The organism is Streptomyces sp. CB02058, from assembly GCF_001905505.1.
Classification (GTDB): Bacteria; Actinomycetota; Actinomycetes; order Streptomycetales; family Streptomycetaceae; genus Streptomyces.
Genome location: NZ_LIPG01000003.1, coordinates 428,487 through 451,623, shown reverse-complemented (window position 1 = coordinate 451,623; position 23,137 = coordinate 428,487). Strand labels below are relative to the sequence as shown.

Below are 23,137 nucleotides of genomic sequence, written 5' to 3'. Positions count from 1 at the left end.
GGCCGGACCATGGGGAGAGCGGCATCAGAACTCCAGCCGCTCGCGCCGGCCCAGCCGCATCACGATGGCGGCGAAGAGCATGGTGACGATGAGCAGCCCGACGCCGATCGTGGTCGCGTAGCCGGCCTGGGCGTCGCGGAACGCCGTCTGGTAGACGTACAGCGGCAGGACGGTGGTGGAGTAGTCGGGGCCGCCGGGGCCGACCGTCATGACCTGTACGGCGGTGAAGGCCTCCACACCGAGTGCCAGGATGCCCATGTAGACCCAGCCGGACTGGACGGTGTCCCAGAGCAGCGGCAGCGTGATCTTGAAGAACGTCGTGATGCGGTTGGCCCCGTCGAGCAGCGCGGCCTCGTAGAAGTCCTTGGGAATCGACGCCATCCCCGCGGAGAAGAGGACGACGAAGAATCCGACCGTCGACCAGATCAGCACCACCATCACGCAGTAGAGCGCCAGATCCGGATCGCCGAGCCAGTCCGGCTGGAGGCTCTTGAGGCCGACGGCCTTCAAAGTGGCGTTCAGCATTCCGGATGTCGGGTTGAACGCGAACTGGAAGAGCAGGGCCACGATCACGATGGAGAGGACCTGCGGGAAGAAATAGGCGATTTTGTAGAACGAGGAGCCGCGCACACCGGCGACCGCGGCGTTCTTCCGCCGACGGCCGCCGACATTGAGCATGAAGGCGAAAAAGAGTGCCAGGCCCAGCGTCACCAGCGGCAGCAGCAGTGCCAGCAGCACACTGTGCTGCAGCGACTTCCAGAAGATGTCGTCGTCGAGCATCCGGCTGTAGTTGTCGAAGCCGACCATCTGGAAGTCCGGGCTCAGTCCGGTCCAGTCCGTGAACGAGTAGTAGATGGACTGGGCGAAGGGCCAGATGACGAAGATGGCGTACAACGCCAGTGGGGCCACGAGAAACCCCACGATGAACCGGTACTTGCCGTGCTGCATCGTTTACCGACCCCGATTTCTGAGCGGGTGCCGCCGCTGGTGACGGTGGCTCACTGGTGCTTGTAGTGCTTGATGGACTGGTCCCTGGCCGCCGCGTCCGCGAAGGCCTGGATCTTCTTGATGGTCTCCGCCGGGGTCGCGCGGCCGGCCATCATCTCGCCGATGCCGGCGATACCGATCTGCTCCTTCTGGAGCTTGACGTACCAGTCCTGCATGCGCGGGTTCACGACGTTGTCGCCGGCCTGCTTCAGGACGTCGACGCCGGACTGCATGGCGGTCGACAGGGTGAGGCCGTCGGTGCCGCCGTTGAAGGCGCTGAGGGACTTCACGGACTTGGTGAAGTTCTTCGAGGACTCCTCGCTGAGCATGATGCGCAGCTGCTCCATGCCGCCCTCGGGGTTCTTCGCCTTCGCCGGGACGACGAACGGCTCACCGCCGGAGGCCCAGATCGTGCCGTAGGGCAGCTTGTCGGAGGAGTCGAGGCTGGACGGCGCGCCGACCATCATCTTGAAGTCGTCCGGCGTCGTGGGCGCGGCCTCGTTCTCCACCCACGAACCGTTCGGGATGAAGAGCGCCTTGCCCTTGGTCCACTCGGTCTGCGACTGGATGTGCGTCAGGCCGGGCGTGCCCTTGAGGATGTAGCCCTTCTTGAAGAGCTCGTAGTACGCCTCGAACGCGGCCTTGACGGCCGGGTCCTTCCAGGCGTTCGGCTCCAGGTTGTCGATCTTGTCGAGGACCTCACGGCCACCGATCTTGCCGATGAAGGGGTAGAGCGAGAACGGCAGGTAGTACGGGTACTTGCCGGGGTAGGTCCAGCCGGCGATGCCCTTCTTCTTCGCCTTCTCGCACAGCGCGAGCATGTCGTCCCAGGTCTCCGGGTACGCGGCGTCGAGCTTCTCCAGGTTGGTCTGCGAGTACCAGACGCCGTAGACCGTGTACGCGTAGTACATGATCCAGACCGGGTCGCCGTCGAACTGGCCCATCTCCAGGACACCGGGGCGCAGCGTGTCGCGGACCTTCTTCGCCGGGTCGTCGTAGGACGGGGCGTCCATCAGCGGCGTCAGGTCGAGCAGCTGCTTCTTGCCGACCAGGACACCCATGTCCATCTGCTCGGCACCGGAGTTGTCGATCAGGTCCGGCGGGGTGCCACCGTTGAAGCGCGGCTGCAGCGTCGACTGGATCTTCTCCGTCGCGGAGTGCTTGACCTTCGGAGCCTTCGGGAAGGCCTCGTTGTACTTCTTCTCCGCGTCGATGGCGTACTGCTCACCGAAGCCACCGTTGAAGATGACGACTTCGAGTGCGGCGGTCTCGTTGACACCGAGCGGGTTCTTCGCGCTCTTGGTGCCCTTCTCGACCTTCTCGTCGCTTCCGCTGTCGCTGCTCGCGCACGCCGACAGGAAGCTCATCGTCGGCACGGCGATCAGGCCGAGTGCGGCAGAACGCTTGATCACATCGCGACGGCCGAGGCCATCATTCGTGCGGCCGGAGGTGGATCCCATGCTCAAGTCCTCGCCTTCTCCAGGACTCAGGCGGTGTACCGGTCACCCGTGATGAATTCGCCTAGGCGAAGGGCCCCGCCACCGCGGTCAGTTGCGCTTGGGTCGTGCAGATTGCCGGATTTCCAGATGCAGTGGAGGAGTTTCGGGGACCGTACGACGGACCGCTTCCTGCGGCCGCGGACATGCCCCCTCCCCCGTGTCCGCGTGCTGTTGTGAAACGGCTGTGCAGACGCCGACAGGTATAGTCCACTTGCCGCCAACTGAGCAAGATCGAATGCAGGGTTGAGCGGCAGTCTTTCCCGAGTTGAGACCTCACGGACACCTCGGCACCGCGTGCCTTCGCACGGAAACACCGCTTTCCGCAATACGGTCGAATCGCCAGGACCGGCGCTCGCAACACCCTTGACACATACAGCCACTTGGCTCCCTACTGGAACCCGCATCCCACGATGACAACGTTGTCCTCAGCTCGCCCCCCGGGAGGAATGGCTCCGTATGCAGCCCCTACGCGGTCCTCAGCAAGGCCCACGCCACAGACACAGCCGGTCGGCAGCGGTGCTCGCCGCCTCTCTCGTGCTGGCCTTGGCCGCCCCCGCCACGGCCGTCGCCCAGCCGTTCGCCACCGACCGGAAGCCTTCCGGTGACACGTCGTTCAGCTCCTCCTTCGAGACCGACGAGAAGCAGCCGGACTGGCGCAACACCGTCGAAGAGGGCAGTGACGGGAAGAAGCGGTCATCGGGTGTCGACGGCGGATTCTCCGCCGGAATACCGGGCAATGTCACCGATCAGGTCACGGATCTGCGCGCCAGCGGCGAGAACACCGGCGGCGGCGAGGTCAAGGAGAACCTGGTCGACGTGGAGCCCGGCACCAAGTGGCTGGCCTTCGAGCCCTCCGGCTGGGTCGAGTTCGACCTCACGGCACCCGTCAAGGTCGTCACCTACGCCCTGACCTCGGCCAACGACCACGACGAGCGCGACCCCAAGGACTGGGTCCTGAAGGGCTCGGCCGACGGCAAGACCTGGACGGACCTGGACACCCGCACCGGCCAGACCTTCTCCGAGCGCCTCCAGACCAAGTCGTACGACTTCACGACGGACACGGCCTACCAGCACTTCCGGCTGGAGTTCACGAAGAACAACGGGGCGTCCGACGCGATCCAGCTCGCCGATGTGCAGTTCTCGGACGGCGACACCTCCACCCCGGCTCCCGACGACATGCGCACCCAGCCCGACCGGGGCCCCTCGGGCTCTCCCACCGCCAAGCAGGGCGCGGGGTTCACGGGGAAGAAGGCGCTGCGCTACGCGGGCACGCACAAGCCGGACGGCCACGCCTACTCGTACAACAAGGTCTTCGACGTCGACACCGCCGTCACGAAGGACACCCAGCTGTCCTACCTGGTCTATCCGCAGATGACCGGGACGGACCTGGACTACCCCGCGACGCACGTGGCGGTGGACCTCGCGTTCACCGACGGCACGTACCTCAGCGAGCTGAAGGCCACGGACAGCCACGGCGGGCTGCTCACCCCGCAGGGCCAGGCCGACGCCAAGCGGCTGTACGTGAACCAGTGGAACAAGGTCGCCTCACGGATCGGCACGGTCGCGGCCGGCAAGACCGTCGACCGGATCCTGGTGGCGTACGACTCCCCCAAGGGCCCTTCGAAGTTCCAGGGCTGGATCGACGACATCTCGATCGCCCCGAAGGCGCCGGAGAAGCGCAAGGCGCACCTCTCGGACTACGCGTCGACCGTGCGCGGCACGAACTCCAGCGGCGGCTTCTCGCGCGGCAACACCTTCCCCGCGACCGCTGTACCGCATGGCTTCAACTTCTGGACGCCGGTCACCAACGCGGGCACCACGAGCTGGCTGTACGACTACGCGCGCGGCAACAACGAGGACAACCTGCCCACCCTCCAGGCGTTCAGCGCGAGCCATGAGCCGAGCCCCTGGATGGGCGACCGCCAGACCTTCCAGATGATGCCGTCGGCGGCCTCCGGCACTCCGGACGCCTCCCGTACGGCCCGCGCGCTGCCGTTCCGCCACGAGAACGAGACGGCGACCCCGCACTACTACGGGGTGACGTTCGAGAACGGCCTGAAGACGGAGATGACGCCGACCGACCACGCGGCGCGGATGCGGTTCACCTATCCCGGTGACGACGCGAGCCTGGTCTTCGACAACGTCTCCAACGACGGCGGTCTCACCCTGGACGCGAAGTCCGGCTCCTTCACCGGGTACTCCGACGTGAAGAGCGGCGGCTCCACGGGTGCGACCCGGCTCTTCGTATACGGCGTCTTCGACGCGCCGGTCACGGACAGCGGGAAGCTGAAGGGCGGCGGCGGTGACGACGTGACCGGCTTCTTCCGCTTCGACGCGGGCAAGGACCGCACGGTGAACCTCCGGCTGGCCACCTCGCTCATCAGCGTCGACCAGGCGAAGAAGAACCTGGCCATGGAGCTGCCGGAGAAGACCTCCTTCGACACGGTGAAGAGGAGCGCGCAGAAGGCCTGGGACAAGATCCTCGGCAAGGTCGAGGTCGAGGGTGCGAACGCCGACCAGCTGACCACGCTCTACTCCAGCCTGTACCGGCTCTACCTCTACCCGAACTCCGGCTTCGAGCAGGTCGATGGGAAGAGCACCTACGCGAGCCCCTTCTCACCGCAGACGGGCACGGACACCCCGACCCACACCGGCGCCAAGATCGTCAAGGGCGAGGTCTACGTCAACAACGGCTTCTGGGACACCTACCGGACGACCTGGCCGGCGTACTCCTTCCTCAGCCCGAAGCAGGCCGGGAAGATGGTCGACGGCTTCGTCCAGCAGTACAAGGACGGTGGCTGGATCTCGCGCTGGTCCTCCCCCGGCTACTCCGACCTGATGACCGGCACCAGCTCCGACGTGGCCTTCGCCGACGCGTACGTCAAGGGCGTCGACTTCGACGCGGAGGCGGCGTACGACGCGGCGGTCAAGAACGCGACGGTGACCCCGCCGTCCTCGGGCGTGGGGCGCAAGGGCATGGACACCTCGGTCTTCACCGGATACGCCAACACCGCGACCCACGAAGGGCTTTCCTGGTCGCTGGAGGGCTACCTCAACGACTACGGCATCGCTGAGATGGGCCAGGCTCTCTACAAGAAGACGAAGAAGCAGCGCTACAAGGAGGAGTCGGAGTACTTCCTCAACCGGGCGCAGAACTACGTCAAGCTCTTCGACGACAAGGCCGGCTTCTTCCAGGGCAGGAAGGCGAACGGCGACTGGCGCCTGCCCTCCGACCAGTACGACCCCCGTGTCTGGGGCTACGACTACACGGAGACCAACGGCTGGGGTTACGCCTTCACCGCCCCGCAGGACAGCCGGGGCCTCGCCAACCTCTACGGCGGGCGGGACGGACTGGCGAAGAAGCTGGACACCTACTTCTCCACGCCGGAGACGGCCGGGCCCGAGTTCGTCGGCTCGTACGGTGGTGTCATCCACGAGATGACCGAGGCGCGTGACGTGCGGATGGGCCAGTACGGCCACAGCAACCAGGTGGCACACCATGCCACCTACATGTACGACGCCGCCGCGCAGCCCTGGAAGACCCAGGAGAAGGTCCGCGAGGTCCTCGGCCGGCTGTACACCGGCAGCGAGATCGGCCAGGGCTACCACGGCGACGAGGACAACGGCGAGCAGTCGGCCTGGTTCCTCTTCTCCTCGCTCGGCTTCTACCCGCTGGTCATGGGCAGCGGGGAGTACGCCATCGGCTCGCCGCTCTTCACGAAGACGACCGTGCACCTGGAGAACGGCCGCGACCTCGTCGTCAAGGCCCCGAAGAACAGCTCCACGAACATCTACGTCCAGGGTCTGAAGGTCAACGGCAAGAAGTGGACGTCCACGTCGTTGCCGCACGACCTGCTGGCCAAGGGCGGGGTGCTGGAGTTCGACATGGGCGCCGAGCCCTCGGCATGGGGCACGGGCAAGGACGCGGCCCCGGTCTCCATCACCCAGGACGACAAGGTGCCGGCTCCCCGGGGCGACGTACTCAAGGGTGACGGCGCGCTGTACGACAACACTTCCGCCACCTCGGCCGAGGTCGAGTCGGTGGAGCTGCCCGCCGCCGAGGGCACGAAGGCGGTCCAGTACACGCTGACCTCCGCCACGGCGGCGAAGGCCCCCACGGGCTGGGTGCTGCAGGGATCGGCGGACGGCACCTCCTGGAAGGACCTCGACAAGCGGTCCGGCCAGACGTTCGCCTGGGACAAGCAGACCCGGGTGTTCTCGGTGCGGGCGCCGGAGGCGTACGCGAAGTACCGGCTGGTCAGCACGACCGCGGCGACGCTGGCGGAGATCGAGCTGATCTCCTGACCGACCGTCAGTGACCGGGCCGGGGGCGGCCACCCGCACGCAGGGGTGGCCGCCCCCGGTGGCATAGTGCTCCGCATGCCCTCACGGATACGGACCGGCACAGCCGCGGCGGCGTTCGTCACCGGTCTGGCCACCGTCCTCGCCACGGCACTCGCGCCCGCCGCCACCGCGGCGGACAAGGTCGCGCTGAGTCTGAAGGACGTCCCGCGCAGCATCGTCGTCTACAACGCGGACGAGGGCGCCGACGCGGTGAAGGGGGACTTCGAGGTGCCCGTCGCCGTCGTCCCCGGCAACGAGGAACCGGCGCGCAACATCAGGGTCGTGGTGGACGCCTCGGGCCTGGAGGGCATCGCCCGGGTGGTGAAGGGCGGTTACGGGAACTGCACCGGCAGCGGCTGGGTGTACACCTGCGAGTACGGCACCCTCCAGAACGACGGCGAGAGCAACGCCCCCTTCGACATCGTCGGGCTGGACGGCGTGGAGCCGGGCGACAGCGGAACGGTCACCTACACGGCGACCGCCGACAACGCCGCGCCCGTCACAGGCGCCACCCGCATGGTCGTGGGCGGTCCCACGCTGGGCGCGCCCGACGAGGAGCTGGGCGTGAGCGGCGTCGAGCCGGGCGGACCAGCCGCCCTGACACCGGAGTTCGCGAACCACACCCGCTTCGCCGCAGACCGTGGTGTCGCCCTGCACCTCCGCACGGACGGCGGTCTCAGCCTCAGGACCCGGCACAGCAACTGCTTCTACGCGGGCACCCCGGTCACGTCGGCGTGGTGCGTGTTCCCGACGAAGGCGGCGCCGGACACCGCGTACCGCACGAGCGCACCGCTCTCCTACGTGGCCGCCGAGAAGGAGCTGTCGGGCACGCTCTCGTACAGCTGGTCCTCGGCGCCCGAGCGGCCCGACGACCACACCATGCGCGGTACGGGCGCGCCCTTCACCCTGGTCCCCACGGCGGACGGCCGCTTCGACGCCGTCAACGCCACCGTCACGGTGGACACCACCGTCCAGGCCGACTACCGGCCGGTCACGGGGACCGTGCGGGGCCGGGTCGGCGACACGGTGAAGGTGCGGCTCGGGGTGCGGGACCTCGGTCCCGGGGTGCTGCTGGACGACGAGGTGAAGGGCCGCTTCGAGGTCGTGCCGCCGGAGGGCACCACGGTCACCTCGATTCCGTACTCCTTCGAGGACTCGAACCGGCAGTGGGGGTGCGCGCAGCCGGAGCGGCCCGGCGGGGCGTTCGTGTGCGAGGTCGCGGACGAGGCGTTCTTCGGGCTCGGCCAGGACGGCACGACCACGATCGACTTCCACATCCGGATCGACCGGCAGGTCCCGGGCGCGCATGGCACCGTCCGGACGTACAACCCGTACGACCGCACCCCGGGCAACGACACCGCCGTCATCCCGGTCGAGGCCTCGCCGGCCCTGCCGTCCTCCACCGGCCCCGCGGTCTGGGCCGCGATCGCCGTGGGTGCCGTCGCGGCCGTGACGGCGGCGGCCGTGTATCTGCGCCGCCGGCGGGCATCGAGCTGAGCTCCCGGCACACCCGACCCGCGACACGCCGGGCCGTCCCGCACTCCGGGGCGGCCCCTTCCGCTGTTTCCGGCCCTCCGAAGGCACCAGCCTCAGGCGGAGTTATGTCGCCTATCGGCTAGTCAGGGTATTTTTGCGCATTTTTACGGTGTCCCGACGCCGTCTTTTGAAGATCCATGTCATCCCTTAGGCGATCAGGTGATCAGTACGACAATCATCTCGGCTTGAAGGAGCCCAGCATGCGCAATTCCGCTTCCCTCCGCTCCCGCAGCATCCGCACGGGCACCACGGTGGCCGCTGCGGTCGCCGCCGCCGGCGTCGTCACCCTGGCCGGAGCCCCTGCCGCGTCCGCCATCGGCGAGAGCGGTGACATCGACATCCGCTCCGTCAGCTGGCACTCGCGCGGTGAGCGCAACGGCGTCGAGGTCTGCCAGTTCGTTCTCGTGGCGAACAACTTCGGGGCGCTCCCCGAACTCGTGTGGACGATCACCGAGCGGCCCCCGGGCAACACGCTGACGAACACCCTCCCCCTCATCGACGGCAAGGGCCGCAGCCAGGAGTACCTCCTTCCCGAGGGCACGTACCAGCTCTCATGGCCGGTCGGGGCGCTCCCCCTGAAGACCAAGAGCTTCGAGGTCGACTGCTCCCGGCGCGGCCAGGGCGGCAGCCCCGGGGGCGGCGAGGGCCGGGGTTCGTCCGAGTCCGGCGCCCAGGCGGACAAGAGCACGGCGAACGACAGCGAGAAGGCCGCCGCCGAGATCTACGACAAGCCGTCCGGCGCCGTGCCCGCCGGCGGCGGCGGCGTCCCGGACCTGGAGAACGTCAGCTCCGAGAGCGACTCGAACATCGGGACCTCGGCCGCGCTGGTCGCCGGCGCCGCCGGGATCGCAGGGCTGATCATGGTCCGTCGATCCGCAGCCCGTCGTGCCCGCAACGAGGCATGACACGCGCGGCCGACGGCGACGCCGGGGGCCGAGCCGTGCATGCCGGCTCACGATGACCCTGTGCGTGACCTCCTCACTGGTGACCGGCGTCGTGTGGGCGAGCTCGGACTCGCCCGAGGACACCTCGTCGGTCACCGCCGCCCGCGGCAGCGACGCTGCGGGCGGCGGGGCGCCGCCGTTCCGGAGGGCACCGCATGAGCCGCAGAAGAAGGTGCCCGCCTCGCACGCACCGCTGGTGCACTCCCGTCCGCTGAAGGTCGCCATTCCCGCGATCTTCATCGAAGCCCCGGTCATGGGCCTCGACCTGGACAAGAAGGGGCGGCTCGGCGCCCCGCCGCTGAACAAGCCGAAGCTGGTGGGCTGGTTCCAGAAGGGCCCGTCACCCGGGGAGTCGGGCACGTCCCTGCTCGTCGGCCACCGTGACACCGCGACGGGGCCGGCGATCTTCCTCAATCTCAACGTTCTGCGCCGGGGTGACACCGTGAAGGTCACCCGGGCGGACAGACGGACGGCGGTCTTCACCGTCGACCGGGTGAAGACGTACACGAAGGAGAAGTTCCCGGACGACGAGGTGTACGGGGCCACCGGCCGCCCGGAGCTCCGGCTCCTGACCTGCGGGGGACGCTTCGACAAGAAGGGCGGCTACGCGGCCAACGTCGTGGTCTTCGCCCACCTCACCTCACTCAAGAAGAAGGCGGCCTGATCCCACGGCGCGTCGCACGGAACGGCCGGCACCTCGGGGGCGAGGTGCCGGCCGTCCGCCGTTCGCGACGTCGGCAACCCTGTAACCTCACCGCACGTACGTTCGGGGAGGACATGTGGGACGGGCAGGAAGAGGGCTGCGGATCACCGCCTGGACATCCGGAGCGGTGGGAGCAGTGCTGCTGGTGGGGCCCGTGGCACTGTTCGGGAGCGGATACACGACGGCGCAGGTGGGCGGCAGCGCCATGGAACCGACGTACTCGATCGGCGAGCGCGTGCTCCTGGAGCGGGCCGGCGCGGACGACGTCCGGCGTGGAGACGTCGTGCTCTACCGGGAGCCGGAGCGCTATCAGGGTCTGGCCGTCCTCAGCCGGGTGATCGGCGTCGGCGGCGACCGTGTCGCGCAGGAGCCCGGCGCACCCGTGACGGTGAACGGCAAGCCGCTGACCGAGACGTACGTCAAGGACGGCGACCCCTCGGGCATGCCCGTCCGGTACGACGTCGAGGTCCCGGAGGGCAGGCTCTTCGTGCTCGGCGACCACCGCGCCAACGCCAGGGACTCACGCTCCTTCCTGGACGACCGGTCGGGCACCGTCCCGGCGGCCACCGTCCTGGCCCGGATCCCCCATGACCGTACGGGCCTCGTGGGACTGGGCGTGGCGATGCTGCTCGGCCTGCTGCTGGGCGTCACCGCGCTCGTGTCGGGGATCGCCGCCCGGGGCGCACGGCACCGCTCCCGCACGGCGTACGCGCCTCCGACCCCGGCCGCCTGGCACGCCTGACGCGCGATCCCTGGCACTCCGGGCCGGGTCGCGGCCGGCACCCCGCCCGGGGCGGTGGTGCCGGCCGCGCCGTGCCGTGGGCTCAGCCCACCCTGCAGCCGAGCGCGAGCGCGGGATCGGGGGTGCCGCCTTCGGTGACGTAACCGAAGGTCGTGGATTCACCGGGGTCCAACGAGCCGTTCCAGCCCGCGTTGTGGACCATCACCTCCTGCCCCTGCGTGGTCATCGTGCCGTTCCAGAGACTGGCGACGCTCTGCCCCGTGGGCTGCGTCCACTCCACCATCCAGCCGAGCATCGGCACGTCACCGGAGTTGGTGACGGTCACCTGCGACTGGTAGCCGCCGCCCCAAGTCCCGGTGGTGCTCCGCGTGGCGGTGCAGGTGCCCGGCGGGGGCTCGGTCGGCGTGGTGGTGGAGCCGTCCTTGACCCCGGTCACCTCTCCGTTGCCGCCGTCGAAGACCACGTCGGAGCAGGAGTAGAAGGTCTCCTGGCTGTCCGAGCGCTGCCAGACCACATAGATGACGTGGCGGCCCTCCTTGTTGTCGGGCAGCGCGCCCGTCCACTTGTAGTCGGCCTCGACGGTGCCGGGGCTGCCGTTGAGCGGCGGGTGGTCGACGGAGATGAAGGGACTCTCCTCCATGCCGGCCCAGGTGAGCGGCTGCGTCGGGTCGTAGCCGTCCTTGGTGATGTAGACGTAGAACCAACCCGGGTGCGCGGCCCAGGCGTTGTACGAGAAGTCGATGGTCGAGCCTTCGGTCAGATGCGTCACCGGCCAGTCCGTGCTGGGCTTGTTGAAGCCGGTGAAGTTGGTGTTCCCGCCGCTGCACAGCTCACCGTCGGGCACGAAGCCGCGGGTGCGGCCGGCGCCGTCGGAGCGCAGCACGGAGAACCAGTTGTAGAAGGGGGTGGTCCCGCTCTGCTGGGCTGCCGCCTTGCACGCGGGGTTCACCGGCTTGATCTCACCGGTGTCGGTCAGCCCGTCCTGCCAGCAGAGGAACGTGCGGCTGGCGGGCTTCATGGGTGTGCCGTGCGCTTCCGCCTTCTCGCCGGTGGTGACGACCAGCCCCAGGGCGGGGACGGTCGTGAGGAGGGCGAGCAGGGTGAGGAGGATGGCTCTTCGGCGGGTGCCCGCCAGTAATCGATGTCTCGTCGGTCGGATCACGATGTACGTCCCTTCGCTGCGGCGCCGAGTGGGGCCGGGTGGGGCCGGAATGCGGTGCAAGCTTGGGAGCGCTCCCATTTCGGAGGCTAGCGGTGACCCCGAATCCTGTAAACGCCTTGCGCAGAACGGCTTTCGCGGCCCCGTGCGGGTGATGTGCACGCAATCGCCGGATACGGGGGCGGGGTAACCGATACGTTCGGGCCCATGCCACTTCCGAAGGACTTGGACCCGTACGCGAACCCCCGCGCCTTCTACGGTGCGGAGCTGCGCCGGCTGCGCGAGGCGGCGGGTCTCTCACAGAACGAACTGGGCGAGCGGGCGTTCTGCTCGGGCACGTACATCGGCCTGTTCGAGGCGGCCGAGCGGCGGCCTCAGGTGGACATCTCGCGTGCGCTGGACGAGTTGCTGGGCAGCGGCGAGCACCTCCAGCGGCTGTGCCGGCTGGCACGGACGTCGAAGGTGGCGGGGTACTTCGCGGATGCGGCGGAACTCCAGCTGCGGGCCGTCTCCATCGCGGAGCACTCGTCCATGGTCGTCCCGGGCCTGCTGCAGACCGAGTCGTACGCCCGAGCGCTGACGCGGGCCGCTCACCCCTACTCCTCAGACGACATCGTGGACACGCACGTGCGTACCCGAATGGAGCGGGGGCGCCTGCTCGACTCCCCTGCTCCGCCGCTCCTCTGGGTCATCATTCACGAGGCGGCACTCCGCATTCCGGTGGGCGGGGCGGCCACCATGTCCGAGCAGCTCGATCATCTCCACTCACAGGCGAGCACCCGCCCACGTGTGGTCGTCCAGGTGCTGCCGTTCTCGGCGGGAGCCACCCCTCTGCTGGACTCGGCCGTTACGCTGATGCACTTCTCCGACGCACCTCCTGCCGCCTACACGGAGACGGCCTACAGCGGTCAACTCGTCGAGGAAAGCGAGCTGGTGGAGCACATCTCTTCCGCATACGATCTGGCCAGGGCTTCCGCGCTGTCACCGGAAGCATCCCTGTCCCTCATCAAGTCGGCTGCGAAGGACCATGCGACAGATGCTCACCTCTCGTGACCTGTGCTCAGTGACGTGGCACAAGTCGTCCCACAGCAACGGGGACGGCGGGAACTGCGTCGAGGTCGCCGACGGCCTCCCCGGCCTCGTACCCGTACGCGACAGCAAGGTTCCCGACGGCCCCGCGCTCGTCTTCGGCGCTGTGCACTGGGCCGCTTTCGTCGGCGCCTTCAGGGACGGGTACCTCTGACGGGTCCGCTCGTCACTCCCGGCCGGGAGGGCGCCGGTCGATGTTCACGGTCACGTGGATGCCACCGGCGACGGCACCCCCGGCGACTCCCACCGCCGCAGCGGCTTCGGGGTGGCCCGTGAACCCCAGGACGACGGCTCCGATGACGGACACCAGGCCGGTGACGGCCGCGAGCCGTCCCTGACCACGCGTGCCGGTTCCGGGCTCCTCCGGAGTGCGGTCGGTGGATGGCATGGGTTCCTCCCTCCTCATCGCGCGTCGCCCCCGGTCTCCCCGGAGGGCAGGGGCCGCCCGAGTCTCGCGTGGACGGCCTCCTCCAGCGTGAGTCCGTCCGAGTCCTCCGACGGCTCCAGGAAGCCGTGGATCACCGCGAGGGCGACCGTGCCCATCAGTGAGCGCTCCCGTTCCGGGTCGACGACCCCGGCGTGCGGGTCGCCGATGGAGCGCAGGATCATGCCGTCCGTGGCGGCGGACAGGGCGTTCGCGAGATCGTCGAGGCCGAGTCCCGCCCGTAACCGCAGGCCCCGTGCCCGGAGGACCTCGGCATAGACCTGTTTCCAGGAGGAGAGGTAGCCCCGGTACGTCTCCGTGAGGGCCCGCTGGACCGTGTCGTCGCCGTCGGCGAGCGCCATCAGGGCGAGGCTGAGCCGGACGGACGGCATGCGGGCGCTCTCGGCGGTGTGCTGGTAGGCCGTTGCGTGGACGGCCTGGACGAAGTCCTCACCGGCGACGAGTCTCCTGGTGGTGGCCGCCCTCTGTTCCACGTATCCGGGGTGGTAGTTCGCAGGCCACATGGCGAAGTTGATCAGGTCGGCGACGAAGTCCGACTGCGACCGCCATGTGGTCCGCAGCCTCGGTACACCGCCCCGGCGGGGGAACGGGGGCGGGTTCTCGGCCACCGCTGCCGCGACCGCCCGCTGGGAGAGGAATCCCAGCAGGGGGCGTTCGAGGGAGTGCCTGTTCCCGGTGCCGGCGGCGCTCCGCACCGCCCCGGGCCCCAGGTGCTGCTGGATCAGGCGCATGCCCGCGGCCAGATAGCCGGCGGTGCTCAGGCTGTTCGCGAGCTTCTTCCGGCCGGTGGCCGTGATCCGGCTGACGTGCCGCAGGACGTGGGAGACGTCCTGGTCGTAGGGGTGGGGCAGATGGCTCTTGTGCGCGAGGTGCGGCTCGTTGGAAGTGTCCACCACTCGATGCTGGAGTCACGCCCCGGTCCGGCGCCAGGTGCGCACCTGCGCGAAGTTCCGCGACTCCGCCGTACCGGACCGCGCGACGACACGTACCGCCCCGTTCGGGTGGACGTCTGCTCGAACCTGAAGCGTGTGTGTGCAGGGCCGGATGCCTGCGTTGCGCATGGGTGGGGCGCTCCGTACGCTCTCTGCGGATCGTGATTGGTCATCAAGTGAATGAAGCAATGGGGGCGTTGGGAGTGGCGGACGGAGCAGAGCGGATTGTCGGTGGGCGGTACCGGCTCGTCGGGCATCTGGGTGAGGGCGGGTTCGGCCGGGTGTGGAAGGCGCACGACGAAGCGCTCGGCGTCCATGTCGCGGTCAAGGAAGTGCGACTGCCGCAGCAGTCCGGCTCGGAGGAGGAGCGGCAGGGCCGTGTGGTCCGCGCGGCTCGGGAGGCCCGTAACGCGGCCCGCCTGCGTGACCATCCGCACATCGTCGCGGTCCACGACGTGGTGGTCGAGGATGGCACCCCCTGGATCGTGATGCGGCTGGTCGACGGCCGTTCACTGGAGGAGCGTCTGCGCGCGGACGGGCCGCTGCCCGTACCGCTCGTGACCGAGACCGCGACCGCACTGCTCAAGGCGCTCAAGGCGGCCCAGGCCGCCGGTATCGTGCACCGCGACCTCAAACCCGCCAACGTGATGCTCACCGACGAGGGCCAGGTGCTCCTCACCGACTTCGGTATCGCGGTGCACGAGACCGACACCCGTCTCACCGCCACCGGGGGCGTCATCGGCTCCGCCGAGTACATGGCTCCCGAGCGTCTCAACGGCAGTCAGGACCAGGCCATAGGCGATCTGTTCTCGCTGGGGGTCACCCTGTACGAGGCGGTCGAGGGCGTCTCTCCCTTCCGCCGCGACACTCCCACCGCCACCATGGCCGCCGTGGTCCTGCACGACCCTCCGCCGATGCGGCGCGCCGACCCCGTACTGGCTGCGGTGATCACGGCTCTGCTGACCAAGGACCCCGAAGGCCGCCCCGGCGTCGACAGCACGCTGTCCATGCTCCGCGCGGCAGCGGCAGCGACGACTGTCGCTCCGGCCGCGAGCACAGTGCCGCCATCCACGGTGCCCACCGCGCGGGTGCCCGACGCCCCCACGGCGATCGACGACAGGCGGTCCGGGCCACCGACCCTCCTCGCCGAGGAGCGTCGGCGCATTCGTGAACACGAGCGCCCGGCTGACAGGTACCGCATCGCCGTCTACTGCTTCCTCGCGCTGTTCGCCCTGGTCTGCGCGGCTACCGCCATCTCGATGGGCGTCGCCTCGGACGACCTGTACGGAGATTACGACTCGTCGCCCGATGGCTATCCATATCTGTATGACCCCAAATACGGCGACCACGAGGACATCTTCATCGGGTTGTTCGCCGCCCAACTGATCTTCGGTGTGGGGCTGGTGACGAGCTGGGTACTCTGGTTCGCCCGCGTGCGCGCCTTCGCCGACAGATTCGCGCCGGGACGCCTGCGCCACCGCCCCCCGACCGCCGTCACCAGCTGGTTCATCCCCATCGGCAACCTCTTCCTGCCCAAGCAGATCGCCGACGACATCTGGCATGCCTCAAGCCCGTCCGGCAACGGCAGGACTCCGGCCCCGGGCGGTCTGCTGCACACCTGGTGGGTGACGTGGCTGGTCACCCTGCTGACCTGGCCCCTCGTCTGGACTCCCTGGTGGGGCCTGGTCCACGGCTCGACCGAGCACCGCACGTACGAGGACAGCGGAGGCACACTCAAGTACGTGACAGAGCTGGACTACGACTTCGGCGTGCTCTACTGGTCCGCCTTCACCGCCCATGCGCTGGCCCTGCCCGCTGTCGTCATCACCTTCCTCTTCGTCCGCCGCCTGACGGCGATGCAGTCGGCCAGACTGCGCGGCTGAGGAAGCCTAGGCGCCGGCCGCGAGCCTGGCCGTCGGACTGTGCCCGTCCGAGTGCGGGACGCGCCTAGGTCACGTACCGGCCTCAGCAGCCGACCGCGTCGAAGAGCCCCTTCGGGATCGCCAGATTCAGGGCCGTCACGACCGGCTTCCCGTGTTCCGTGCCGAGGCGTGAGACGGCGCCCGTGGCGAGCTGGAAGAGCTCGCCGCTCGCGGGGGTCAGCCGGAGGTAGCGCGCGGTGAGCACGCGCAGGAAGTGCGAGTGCGCCACGAGGGCGATGTCGGCGTCGCCGAGCCGGGACGACGCCGCCCGGACCTCCAGCAGAATCCGGTCCGCGCGGGCACCCACCTCCTCCGGGCTCTCCCCCGGGTGCTCCTCGGGGCCGGGGGCGACGCCGTCGGTCCAGAGGTTCCAGTCGGGGCGGGTGCGGCGGATGTCGACCGTGGTCACGCCCTCGTACGCCCCGTAGTCCCACTCCCGGAGGTCCGGTGTCTCGCGGGGCGCGGTCAGGCCCGCGAGCTCGGCGGTGCGGCGGGCGCGGAGATAGGGGCTGACCAGGGTGAGCCCGATCTCGCGCTCCGCGAGCAGCGGCACGAGGGCGCGGGCCTGCCGCTCACCGAGCTCGGTCAGCGGCAGGTCGGTCCAGCTCGTGTGCTGCCCGGACCGGGACCACTCGGTCTCGCCGTGCCGGATCAGGATCAACTCGCCCATGGGTGCTTCCGCTCTCTGCGCCGTGCTCGTACATATGTGCCGCTGGTGCCAACCCGACGGCCCACGATCGCATTCCGCCGGCCCGGCGCGGAGCGGCTCGCCCCGGGGTGGACTCCGTACGGCGGAGCGCCCCGGTGACCCTCAGTCGGTGTCGTACCGCGTGGTGCAGGCCCAGGCGATCACGCGCCCTCCGCCCGCCCGCGACCGCGCGTCCGCCTCCGCCTTGGCCCGGGTGGCGCCGTTGCCGCCCCAGTAGCGGTTGGCCGAGGAGTTGTACACGACGGCGCCGCAGCTGTTGCTGAAGGACGTGAGGATCTTGCAGCCGGAGCCGGGGCACCGTCGCAGCGCGCCCTGTTCGGCGGCGGCCCGGGTGTTGTAGTCCCAGGATTCGCCGTTGCTGCCGTCCCGGCCGACGGCTATGGCGCCGTAGCGGTCCGGCGGCCGGGGCGGCGGGGCCGGCTCGGGCTCGATCTCCGGTTCCCGCGTGACCGGCGTTTCCAGATCGCCGCCGTCACCCGGCGCGTCCGGTTCGTCGGTGTACGGGTCGGCGGGGTCCGTGGTCTCGGCGGAGGCCGTCCAGCCGTCGGCCGCCGACCCGCTGTCCGGGATGCCCGGCCGGAACGGCGAGCGGTGGCCGGACCGTCCGCACCCGCTCAGCACCACCGCGACGACGACCAGTGCCGCGACCCCCGCGGCGGCACGGGCGGCACGCCCGCCCGGTCCTCTCGCTCCTGTCGCGGGCTTCGCCCCCGTCGGCCGTGATTCACCGTCAGGCCGTACAACATGCTGCGTGTCAGCCACGCGAACTCCCCCGAATTCGCCGGGCGCACTACGGCCCGGTGCTGCCCCGATTGTTCCGCAGGGCCCGCACGGGCGGAAGCGATTCGGTCGTGTACACCACATCCTCACTCCCGGAGCGGGAACCGAGGGTGACGGGAAGACGAACGGCCCGGCATCCGGGCCGCCGCGAAGGGCGGTTCCGGATGCCGGGCCGGGAGGATCGGCGGTCGGCTGCCGTCAGGCGGACTCGCCCACGACCGTGACCGTGTACGGGCGGTCGGTGTCCGTCGTGACACGGATCTCGCCGCCCTCGCGGACCACCTCGTACGTCGCGGCCACCGCGCCCGTGTGGTCGGGGACGGTCACCGTGCGGGTGAAGTCGCCCGTGCCCGCCGGGGCGAACACGCGGAGTTCGAGGTTGTCGAGCCACTCGCCGTCGGGACGGGACTCGTCCGCGCCCAGGGCGAGCACCGCGCCCTGGCGGACCAGCAGGGGCAGGCTGTCGAAGCCGTGCGTCTCCTGGCGCCAGGCCGGTCCGGTCACCGTCTCGCCCGTCAGCAGGTGGGTCCAGGTGCCCTCGGGCACGTAGTACTCGACCTGGCCGTCCTCGGTGAAGACGGGCGCGACGAGGAGGTCCGGGCCGAGCAGGTACTCGCGGTCGACCGTGCGGGCGGTCGGGTCCTGGGGGAACTCCAGCAGCAGCGGGCGCATCGTGGGGACACCGGTGCGGTGGGCCTCGACGGCGGCGCCGTAGATGTACGGCATGAGGCGGTGCTTGAGCCGGGTGAACTGCCGGGCCACGTCGACCGCCTCGTCGCCGAACTCCCACGGCACGCGGTACGACGACGAGCCGTGCAGCCGGCTGTGCGAGGAGAGCAGGCCGAAGGCGAGCCAGCGCTTGAAGACCGCCGGGTCGGGGGTGCCCTCGAAGCCGCCGATGTCATGGCTCCAGAAACCGAAGCCGGACAGGGAGAGCGAGAGGCCGCCGCGCAGGGACTCCGCCATGGCCTCGAAGGAGGACCAGCAGTCGCCGCCCCAGTGGACCGGGTACTGCTGGCCGCCCGCGGTGGCCGAGCGGGCGAAGAGGACGGCCTCGCCCGCGCCGCGCTCCGTCTCCAGGACCTCGAAGACGGCCTTGTTGTAGAGGTGCGTGTAGTAGTTGTGCATGCGCTCCGTGTCGGAGCCGTCGTGCCAGACGACGTCGGTGGGGATGCGCTCGCCGAAGTCGGTCTTGAAGCCGTCGACGCCCTGGTCCAGGAGCACCTTGAGCTTGCCCTGGTACCAGGCGGTGGCCTCGGGGTTGGTGAAGTCGACCAGCGCCATGCCGGCCTGCCACTTGTCCCACTGCCAGATGTCACCGTCCGCCGTCCGGACGAAGTACCCCTTCTCGGCGCCCTCTTCGTACAGGGCGCTCTTCTGCCCGATGTACGGGTTGATCCAGACGCAGATCTTCAGACCCTTGGCCTTGAGCCGGGCGATCATGCCCTCGGGGTCGGGGAAGACGGCCGGGTCCCACTCGAAGTCGCACCACTGGTACTCGCGCATCCAGAAGCAGTCGAAGTGGAAGACGCTGAGCGGGATGCCGCGCTCGGCCATGCCGTCGACGAAGGAGTTGACCGTCGTCTCGTCGTACGAGGTGGTGAAGGACGTGGTCAGCCAGAGGCCGAACGACCAGGCCGGGGGGAGCGCCGGGAGGCCGGTGAGGGAGGCGTAGCGGGACAGGACCTCCTTGGGCGTGGGGCCCGCGACGACGAAGTACTCCAGGGTCTGGTCCTCGACGCTGAACTGCACCTGGCCGACGGCCTCGGAGCCCACCTCGAAGGAGACCTTGCCGGGGTGGTTGACGAAGACGCCGTAGCCGCGCGAGGAGAGGTAGAACGGGACGTTCTTGTACGCCTGTTCGCTGCTGGTGCCGCCGTCCGCCTGCCACATGTCGACGACCTGTCCGTTCTTCACGTACGGCGTGAAGCGCTCACCGAGGCCGTGGACCGTCTCGCCCACGCCGATGGCGAGCTGGGCGAACATGTGGTGGCTGCCGTCGACGGTGGCGAAGGCGCTGCCCTTGCGGCCGGCCGAGGTCAGGACCCGGCCGTCCCCGTCGAGGAACTCCAGGCCGAAGGCGCCCTCGGTGGGGAGCCGCAGGGTGAGCGGGCCGCTGGTCAGTTCGGCGGTGGTGCCCTCGGTGCGGGTGGTGGCGGCGGACCCCGCGACGGCCCCCGGCATCTCGAAGTCGGGGCCCTTGCGGCGCTTGCCCGCGTGATGGGTGAGGCGTACGGCGATGACGCCCTCGGCCGGGGCGTGCGCCTCCACGGTGATCAGCGGAGCGTTCAGCGTGTCGCCGCGGCGCTCGACGCGCTTGACGGCGGCGTAGGCGGCGAGGCGGTCGTCCTCGAGGCGGATGTCGCGGACTTCGGTGGCGTAGGAGGCGTGCACACCACTGCGCATCTGCCAGAAGCCGTCGGTGAACTTCATGGGGGTGGTCCTTAGCCGATCAGGAGGTGCTGGGGCGGAACATCAGGGCGCCTGCGGCGAGCGCGGCTGCGGGTCCTCTTGATTTTGATCGTACACAAAACAAATGTGCCCGAGAAGGGAGGTAGGTAACAGGAATTACCGGATTGCCCGAGAAACCGAACCATGGCACAGCGCCTCCGATCTGCCATGTTGGCGCCACGTAACCGACACGTGACGGAAACGGTCTAGAAACCCTCGACCGGATGGAGTATTAGTACTGCAAGCAAACAAATTGGCCGGTCCGGCAGAGCTGTCATCCGGGCCTGACGTCGACAAGAGGCTGTGCAATGTCGGACCGCTTCAATCCCACTCCTTCGGACAGGTTCACCTTCGGTCTGTGGACCGTGGGCTGGCGTGGCAATGACCCGTTCGGTGACGCGACGCGTCCCGCGCTGGACCCGGTCGAGTCGGTGGAGCGGCTCGCGGAGCTGGGGGCGCACGGTGTGACGTTCCACGACGACGATCTGATCCCGTTCGGGTCGTCGGAGGCGGAGCGGGAGCGGCTGATCGGCCGGTTCAAGGACGCGCTGGGGCGGACCGGGATGAAGGTCCCGATGGCCACGACGAACCTGTTCACGCACCCGGTGTTCAAGGACGGCGGGTTCACCGCGAACGACCGCGACGTGCGGCGTTTCGCGCTGCGCAAGGTGATGCGCAACATCGACCTGGCCGCGGAGCTCGGCGCCACCACCTACGTCGCCTGGGGCGGGCGCGAGGGCGCGGAGTCCGGTGGCGCGAAGGACGTCCGCGTCGCGCTGGACCGGATGAAGGAGGCCTTCGACCTGCTGGGCGACTACGTCACCGAGCAGGGCTACGACCTGCGCTTCGCGATCGAGCCCAAGCCCAACGAGCCCCGCGGCGACATCCTCCTGCCGACGATCGGGCACGCGCTGGCGTTCATCGAGCGCCTGGAGCGCCCCGAGCTGGTCGGGGTGAACCCGGAGACCGGCCACGAGCAGATGGCCGGGCTGAACTTCCCCCACGGCATCGCCCAGGCCCTGTGGGCGGGCAAGCTCTTCCACATCGACCTCAACGGCCAGTCCGGCATCAAGTACGACCAGGACTTCCGCTTCGGCGCCGGCGACCTGCGCCAGGCGTTCTGGCTCGTCGACCTCCTGGAGTCCTCCGACTACACCGGCAGCCTCCACTTCGACTTCAAGCCGGTGCGCACCGACGGCATCGACGGGGTCTGGGAGTCCGCGAAGAACTGCATGCGCAACTACCTCATCCTCAAGGAGCGCGCCCTGGCCTTCCGGGCCGACCCCGCCGTCCAGGAGGCCCTGACCGCCTCCCGCCTCGACGACCTCGCCCGGCCCACGGCCGAGGACGGCCTCAAGGGCCTCCTCGCCGACAGGTCCGCCTACGAGGACTTCGACGCCACCACCGCCGCCGAACGCTCCATGGCCTTCGAAGCCCTCGACCAGCTCGCCATGGAACACCTCCTCGGCGTCCGCTGACCCACCCCCGGGGTGGGCGGCAGCACATGGCCGGCCACCCCGGATCTCCCCCGTCGCGAGACCGCCGGATTCGCGAAGGGGCTTGACTCCCAGCCCGTGGGAGCGTTCCCATGGGCCCGGCCCGGCAACCCCCTCTCACGCAAGGGCACCACCGTGACAGAACCCTCCCCGGACGGACGGATCCGACGCCGCAGCCGCCGTACCAGGCGGATCGTCGTCCCCCTCACCGTCGTCTCCGCGATCGTCGCAGGCACCGTTCTCTCGGGGTGCGGCCAGCAGCGGGACGAGGACGTCTACACCGTCATGAACTCCTCGACTGACGAGTCGTACCACCGCTGGGACGGCGACACCCTGAAGCGCTGCAGCAAGGAGCTCGGGGTCACCATCGAGCAGCAGAGCGTGCCGGCCGCGCAGCTGATGACGAAGGCGCTGCGCATGGCGTCCTCGAAGTCGCTGCCGGACGTCCTGCAGCTGGACGCCTCCGAGATGCCGACGTTCGCCGAGGCCGGCGGCCTGATCCCGCTGAAGGACCTCGGGCTGACCACGACGGACATCCCCGAGGGGATCGTCGACTTCGGTTCGTTCGACGGGGAGTACTACGGGGCCGCGCGCACGGTGAACACCCTGGCGCTGTTCTACAACAAGGACACCCTCGACAAGGCCGGCCTGGAGGTTCCCACCACCTGGGCCGAGATGCAGTCGACCGCGAAGAAGCTGACCCAGGGCAAGCGGTACGGCCTGGCGCTCAGCGCGGGCGGCGCGGAGGACGGCGTCTTCCAGTTCACCCCCTTCATGTGGTCCAACGGCGGTGACGAGACCAAGCTCGACAGCCCCGAGGTCGCGGAGGCGCTGGACTACTGGAAGGCCCTGCTGAAGGACGGCTCGCTCTCCAAGTCCACGGTCAACTGGACCCAGGCCGATGTGAACGACCAGTTCATGGCCGGCAACGCCGCCATGATGATCAACGGCCCGTGGCAGGTCGAGACCCTGAACTCCAAGAAGGGGCTCAACTGGGGCATCGCCGAGATCCCCGTCCCCGAGGCCGGGGACGACTCGGTCGGACCGCTGGGCGGTGGCGTGCTGACCGTGCCCAACACCGGTGACACCGAGCGCGAGAAGATGGCCGCCAAGATCATCGGCTGTATGTCGGGCGAGCAGGAGGAGATCTCCTACGCCATCAACAGCTGGATGGTCCCGGCCAACACCAAGGCGGCCGACATCTGGCGGAAGAAGACCCCCGAGCTGGCGGCGCTGGCCGACCAGGTCGCCACCGCCCGTTCCCGTACCGCCAAGGTCGGCGCGCAGTGGTCGTCCGTTTCGCTCGCCCTCCAGAGCGCCTTCCAGTCCGCTCTCACCGGCGAGTCCAGCGAGGCCGCTCTGAAGCGTGCCCAGCAGCAGGTCACGAGCGGGAACTGAG

The 23,137-nt window shown here is 69.3% G+C and carries 18 protein-coding genes; 10 read left to right on the top strand and 8 right to left on the bottom strand.

Annotated elements, in window-relative coordinates; translation table 11 throughout:
- Nucleotides 1–24: 24 nt before the first annotated feature.
- Both AMK10_RS15590 and ngcE read right to left on the bottom strand, forming a co-directional pair.
- A complete protein-coding gene (locus AMK10_RS15590) occupies nt 25–948 on the bottom strand; it encodes a carbohydrate ABC transporter permease (protein WP_073748374.1) in 924 nt (307 codons plus the stop codon).
- Nucleotides 949–998: 50 nt separating this feature from the next.
- Complete coding sequence (gene ngcE, locus AMK10_RS15585; RefSeq protein ID WP_073748373.1) at nt 999–2,447, bottom strand: N-acetylglucosamine/diacetylchitobiose ABC transporter substrate-binding protein; 1,449 nt, start codon at nt 2,445–2,447, stop codon at nt 999–1,001.
- Nucleotides 2,448–2,942: 495 nt separating this feature from the next.
- Between ngcE and AMK10_RS15580 the strand changes: the two genes are divergently transcribed.
- The 5 genes from AMK10_RS15580 (at nt 2,943) to lepB (ending at nt 10,755) form a co-directional block, all read left to right on the top strand.
- Nucleotides 2,943–6,791 (top strand): GH92 family glycosyl hydrolase, encoded by a 3,849-nt coding sequence (locus AMK10_RS15580; RefSeq protein ID WP_073748372.1) that lies wholly within the window; start codon nt 2,943–2,945, stop codon nt 6,789–6,791.
- A gap of 75 nt (nt 6,792–6,866) precedes the next feature.
- Nucleotides 6,867–8,327 carry a hypothetical protein gene (locus AMK10_RS15575; protein WP_073749288.1) on the top strand — a complete coding sequence of 487 codons (1,461 nt, stop codon included), beginning with the start codon at nt 6,867–6,869 and terminating at the stop codon, nt 8,325–8,327.
- Between the two features lie 239 nt (nt 8,328–8,566).
- Nucleotides 8,567–9,271 (top strand): hypothetical protein, encoded by a 705-nt coding sequence (locus tag AMK10_RS15570; RefSeq protein ID WP_073748371.1) that lies wholly within the window; start codon nt 8,567–8,569, stop codon nt 9,269–9,271.
- A 52-nt stretch (nt 9,272–9,323) separates the two neighbouring features.
- The gene (locus tag AMK10_RS15565) at nt 9,324–9,974 is read left to right on the top strand and encodes a class F sortase (protein WP_073748370.1); all 651 of its coding nucleotides are present in this window, start codon (nt 9,324–9,326) and stop codon (nt 9,972–9,974) included.
- Between the two features lie 115 nt (nt 9,975–10,089).
- Nucleotides 10,090–10,755 (top strand): signal peptidase I, encoded by a 666-nt coding sequence (lepB, locus tag AMK10_RS15560; RefSeq protein WP_073748369.1) that lies wholly within the window; start codon nt 10,090–10,092, stop codon nt 10,753–10,755.
- An 82-nt stretch (nt 10,756–10,837) separates the two neighbouring features.
- Here lepB and AMK10_RS15555 read toward each other — a convergent pair whose 3' ends face one another.
- Nucleotides 10,838–11,917, bottom strand: a complete 1,080-nt coding sequence (locus AMK10_RS15555; RefSeq protein WP_073748368.1) for a lytic polysaccharide monooxygenase auxiliary activity family 9 protein — start codon at nt 11,915–11,917, stop codon at nt 10,838–10,840.
- 204 nt (nt 11,918–12,121) lie between these two features.
- Here AMK10_RS15555 and AMK10_RS15550 point away from each other — a divergent pair, with 204 nt between their 5' ends.
- Nucleotides 12,122–12,967 (top strand): helix-turn-helix domain-containing protein, encoded by an 846-nt coding sequence (locus tag AMK10_RS15550; protein WP_073748367.1) that lies wholly within the window; start codon nt 12,122–12,124, stop codon nt 12,965–12,967.
- Nucleotides 12,951–13,157: a DUF397 domain-containing protein gene (locus AMK10_RS15545; protein WP_073748366.1), complete on the top strand. Its 207-nt coding sequence runs from the start codon at nt 12,951–12,953 to the stop codon at nt 13,155–13,157. The genes AMK10_RS15550 and AMK10_RS15545 overlap by 17 nt, the downstream gene beginning before the upstream one ends.
- Before the next feature lie 12 nt (nt 13,158–13,169).
- Here the strand turns inward: AMK10_RS15545 and AMK10_RS15540 are convergent, their stop codons facing one another.
- Together AMK10_RS15540 and AMK10_RS15535 are read right to left on the bottom strand one after the other, a co-directional pair.
- The gene (locus AMK10_RS15540) at nt 13,170–13,391 is read right to left on the bottom strand and encodes a hypothetical protein (RefSeq protein WP_073748365.1); all 222 of its coding nucleotides are present in this window, start codon (nt 13,389–13,391) and stop codon (nt 13,170–13,172) included.
- Between the two features lie 14 nt (nt 13,392–13,405).
- Nucleotides 13,406–14,341 (bottom strand): TetR family transcriptional regulator C-terminal domain-containing protein, encoded by a 936-nt coding sequence (locus AMK10_RS15535; protein WP_143194956.1) that lies wholly within the window; start codon nt 14,339–14,341, stop codon nt 13,406–13,408.
- A 242-nt stretch (nt 14,342–14,583) separates the two neighbouring features.
- Here AMK10_RS15535 and AMK10_RS15530 point away from each other — a divergent pair, with 242 nt between their 5' ends.
- Nucleotides 14,584–16,263, top strand: a complete 1,680-nt coding sequence (locus AMK10_RS15530) for a protein kinase domain-containing protein (protein ID WP_073748363.1) — start codon at nt 14,584–14,586, stop codon at nt 16,261–16,263.
- Nucleotides 16,264–16,345: 82 nt separating this feature from the next.
- On the opposite strand, the gene AMK10_RS15525 is transcribed toward AMK10_RS15530, so the two are convergent.
- The 3 genes from AMK10_RS15525 to yicI form a co-directional block, all read right to left on the bottom strand.
- Nucleotides 16,346–16,972 (bottom strand): histidine phosphatase family protein, encoded by a 627-nt coding sequence (locus tag AMK10_RS15525; RefSeq protein WP_073748362.1) that lies wholly within the window; start codon nt 16,970–16,972, stop codon nt 16,346–16,348.
- A 141-nt stretch (nt 16,973–17,113) separates the two neighbouring features.
- Nucleotides 17,114–17,773: a DUF4189 domain-containing protein gene (locus tag AMK10_RS36580; RefSeq protein WP_079180712.1), complete on the bottom strand. Its 660-nt coding sequence runs from the start codon at nt 17,771–17,773 to the stop codon at nt 17,114–17,116.
- Nucleotides 17,774–17,989: 216 nt separating this feature from the next.
- On the bottom strand, nt 17,990–20,224 hold the full coding sequence (gene yicI / locus AMK10_RS15515) for an alpha-xylosidase (RefSeq protein WP_073748361.1): 2,235 nt from the start codon (nt 20,222–20,224) through the stop codon (nt 17,990–17,992).
- 326 nt (nt 20,225–20,550) lie between these two features.
- On the opposite strand from yicI, the gene xylA reads away from it, so the two are divergent.
- Together xylA and AMK10_RS15505 are read left to right on the top strand one after the other, a co-directional pair.
- Nucleotides 20,551–21,720, top strand: coding sequence for a xylose isomerase (xylA, locus tag AMK10_RS15510; RefSeq protein ID WP_073748360.1), 1,170 nt, complete (start codon nt 20,551–20,553; stop codon nt 21,718–21,720).
- A gap of 153 nt (nt 21,721–21,873) precedes the next feature.
- Entirely contained in the window at nt 21,874–23,136 is a 1,263-nt protein-coding gene (locus AMK10_RS15505; protein WP_073749286.1) for an ABC transporter substrate-binding protein, read from the top strand.
- Nucleotide 23,137: the final 1 nt, after the last annotated feature.

Coding starts and splice junctions, on each gene's coding strand:
- AMK10_RS15590 (WP_073748374.1), bottom strand. CDS start 948: ATGCAGCACGGCAAGTACCGGTTCATCGTGGGGTTTCTCGTGGCCCCA.
- ngcE (WP_073748373.1), bottom strand. CDS start 2,447: ATGGGATCCACCTCCGGCCGCACGAATGATGGCCTCGGCCGTCGCGAT.
- AMK10_RS15580 (WP_073748372.1), top strand. CDS start 2,943: ATGCAGCCCCTACGCGGTCCTCAGCAAGGCCCACGCCACAGACACAGC.
- AMK10_RS15575 (WP_073749288.1), top strand. CDS start 6,867: ATGCCCTCACGGATACGGACCGGCACAGCCGCGGCGGCGTTCGTCACC.
- AMK10_RS15570 (WP_073748371.1), top strand. CDS start 8,567: ATGCGCAATTCCGCTTCCCTCCGCTCCCGCAGCATCCGCACGGGCACC.
- AMK10_RS15565 (WP_073748370.1), top strand. CDS start 9,324: ATGACCCTGTGCGTGACCTCCTCACTGGTGACCGGCGTCGTGTGGGCG.
- AMK10_RS15550 (WP_073748367.1), top strand. CDS start 12,122: ATGCCACTTCCGAAGGACTTGGACCCGTACGCGAACCCCCGCGCCTTC.
- AMK10_RS15545 (WP_073748366.1), top strand. CDS start 12,951: ATGCTCACCTCTCGTGACCTGTGCTCAGTGACGTGGCACAAGTCGTCC.
- AMK10_RS15540 (WP_073748365.1), bottom strand. CDS start 13,391: ATGCCATCCACCGACCGCACTCCGGAGGAGCCCGGAACCGGCACGCGT.
- AMK10_RS15525 (WP_073748362.1), bottom strand. CDS start 16,972: ATGGGCGAGTTGATCCTGATCCGGCACGGCGAGACCGAGTGGTCCCGG.
- yicI (WP_073748361.1), bottom strand. CDS start 20,224: ATGAAGTTCACCGACGGCTTCTGGCAGATGCGCAGTGGTGTGCACGCC.
- xylA (WP_073748360.1), top strand. CDS start 20,551: ATGTCGGACCGCTTCAATCCCACTCCTTCGGACAGGTTCACCTTCGGT.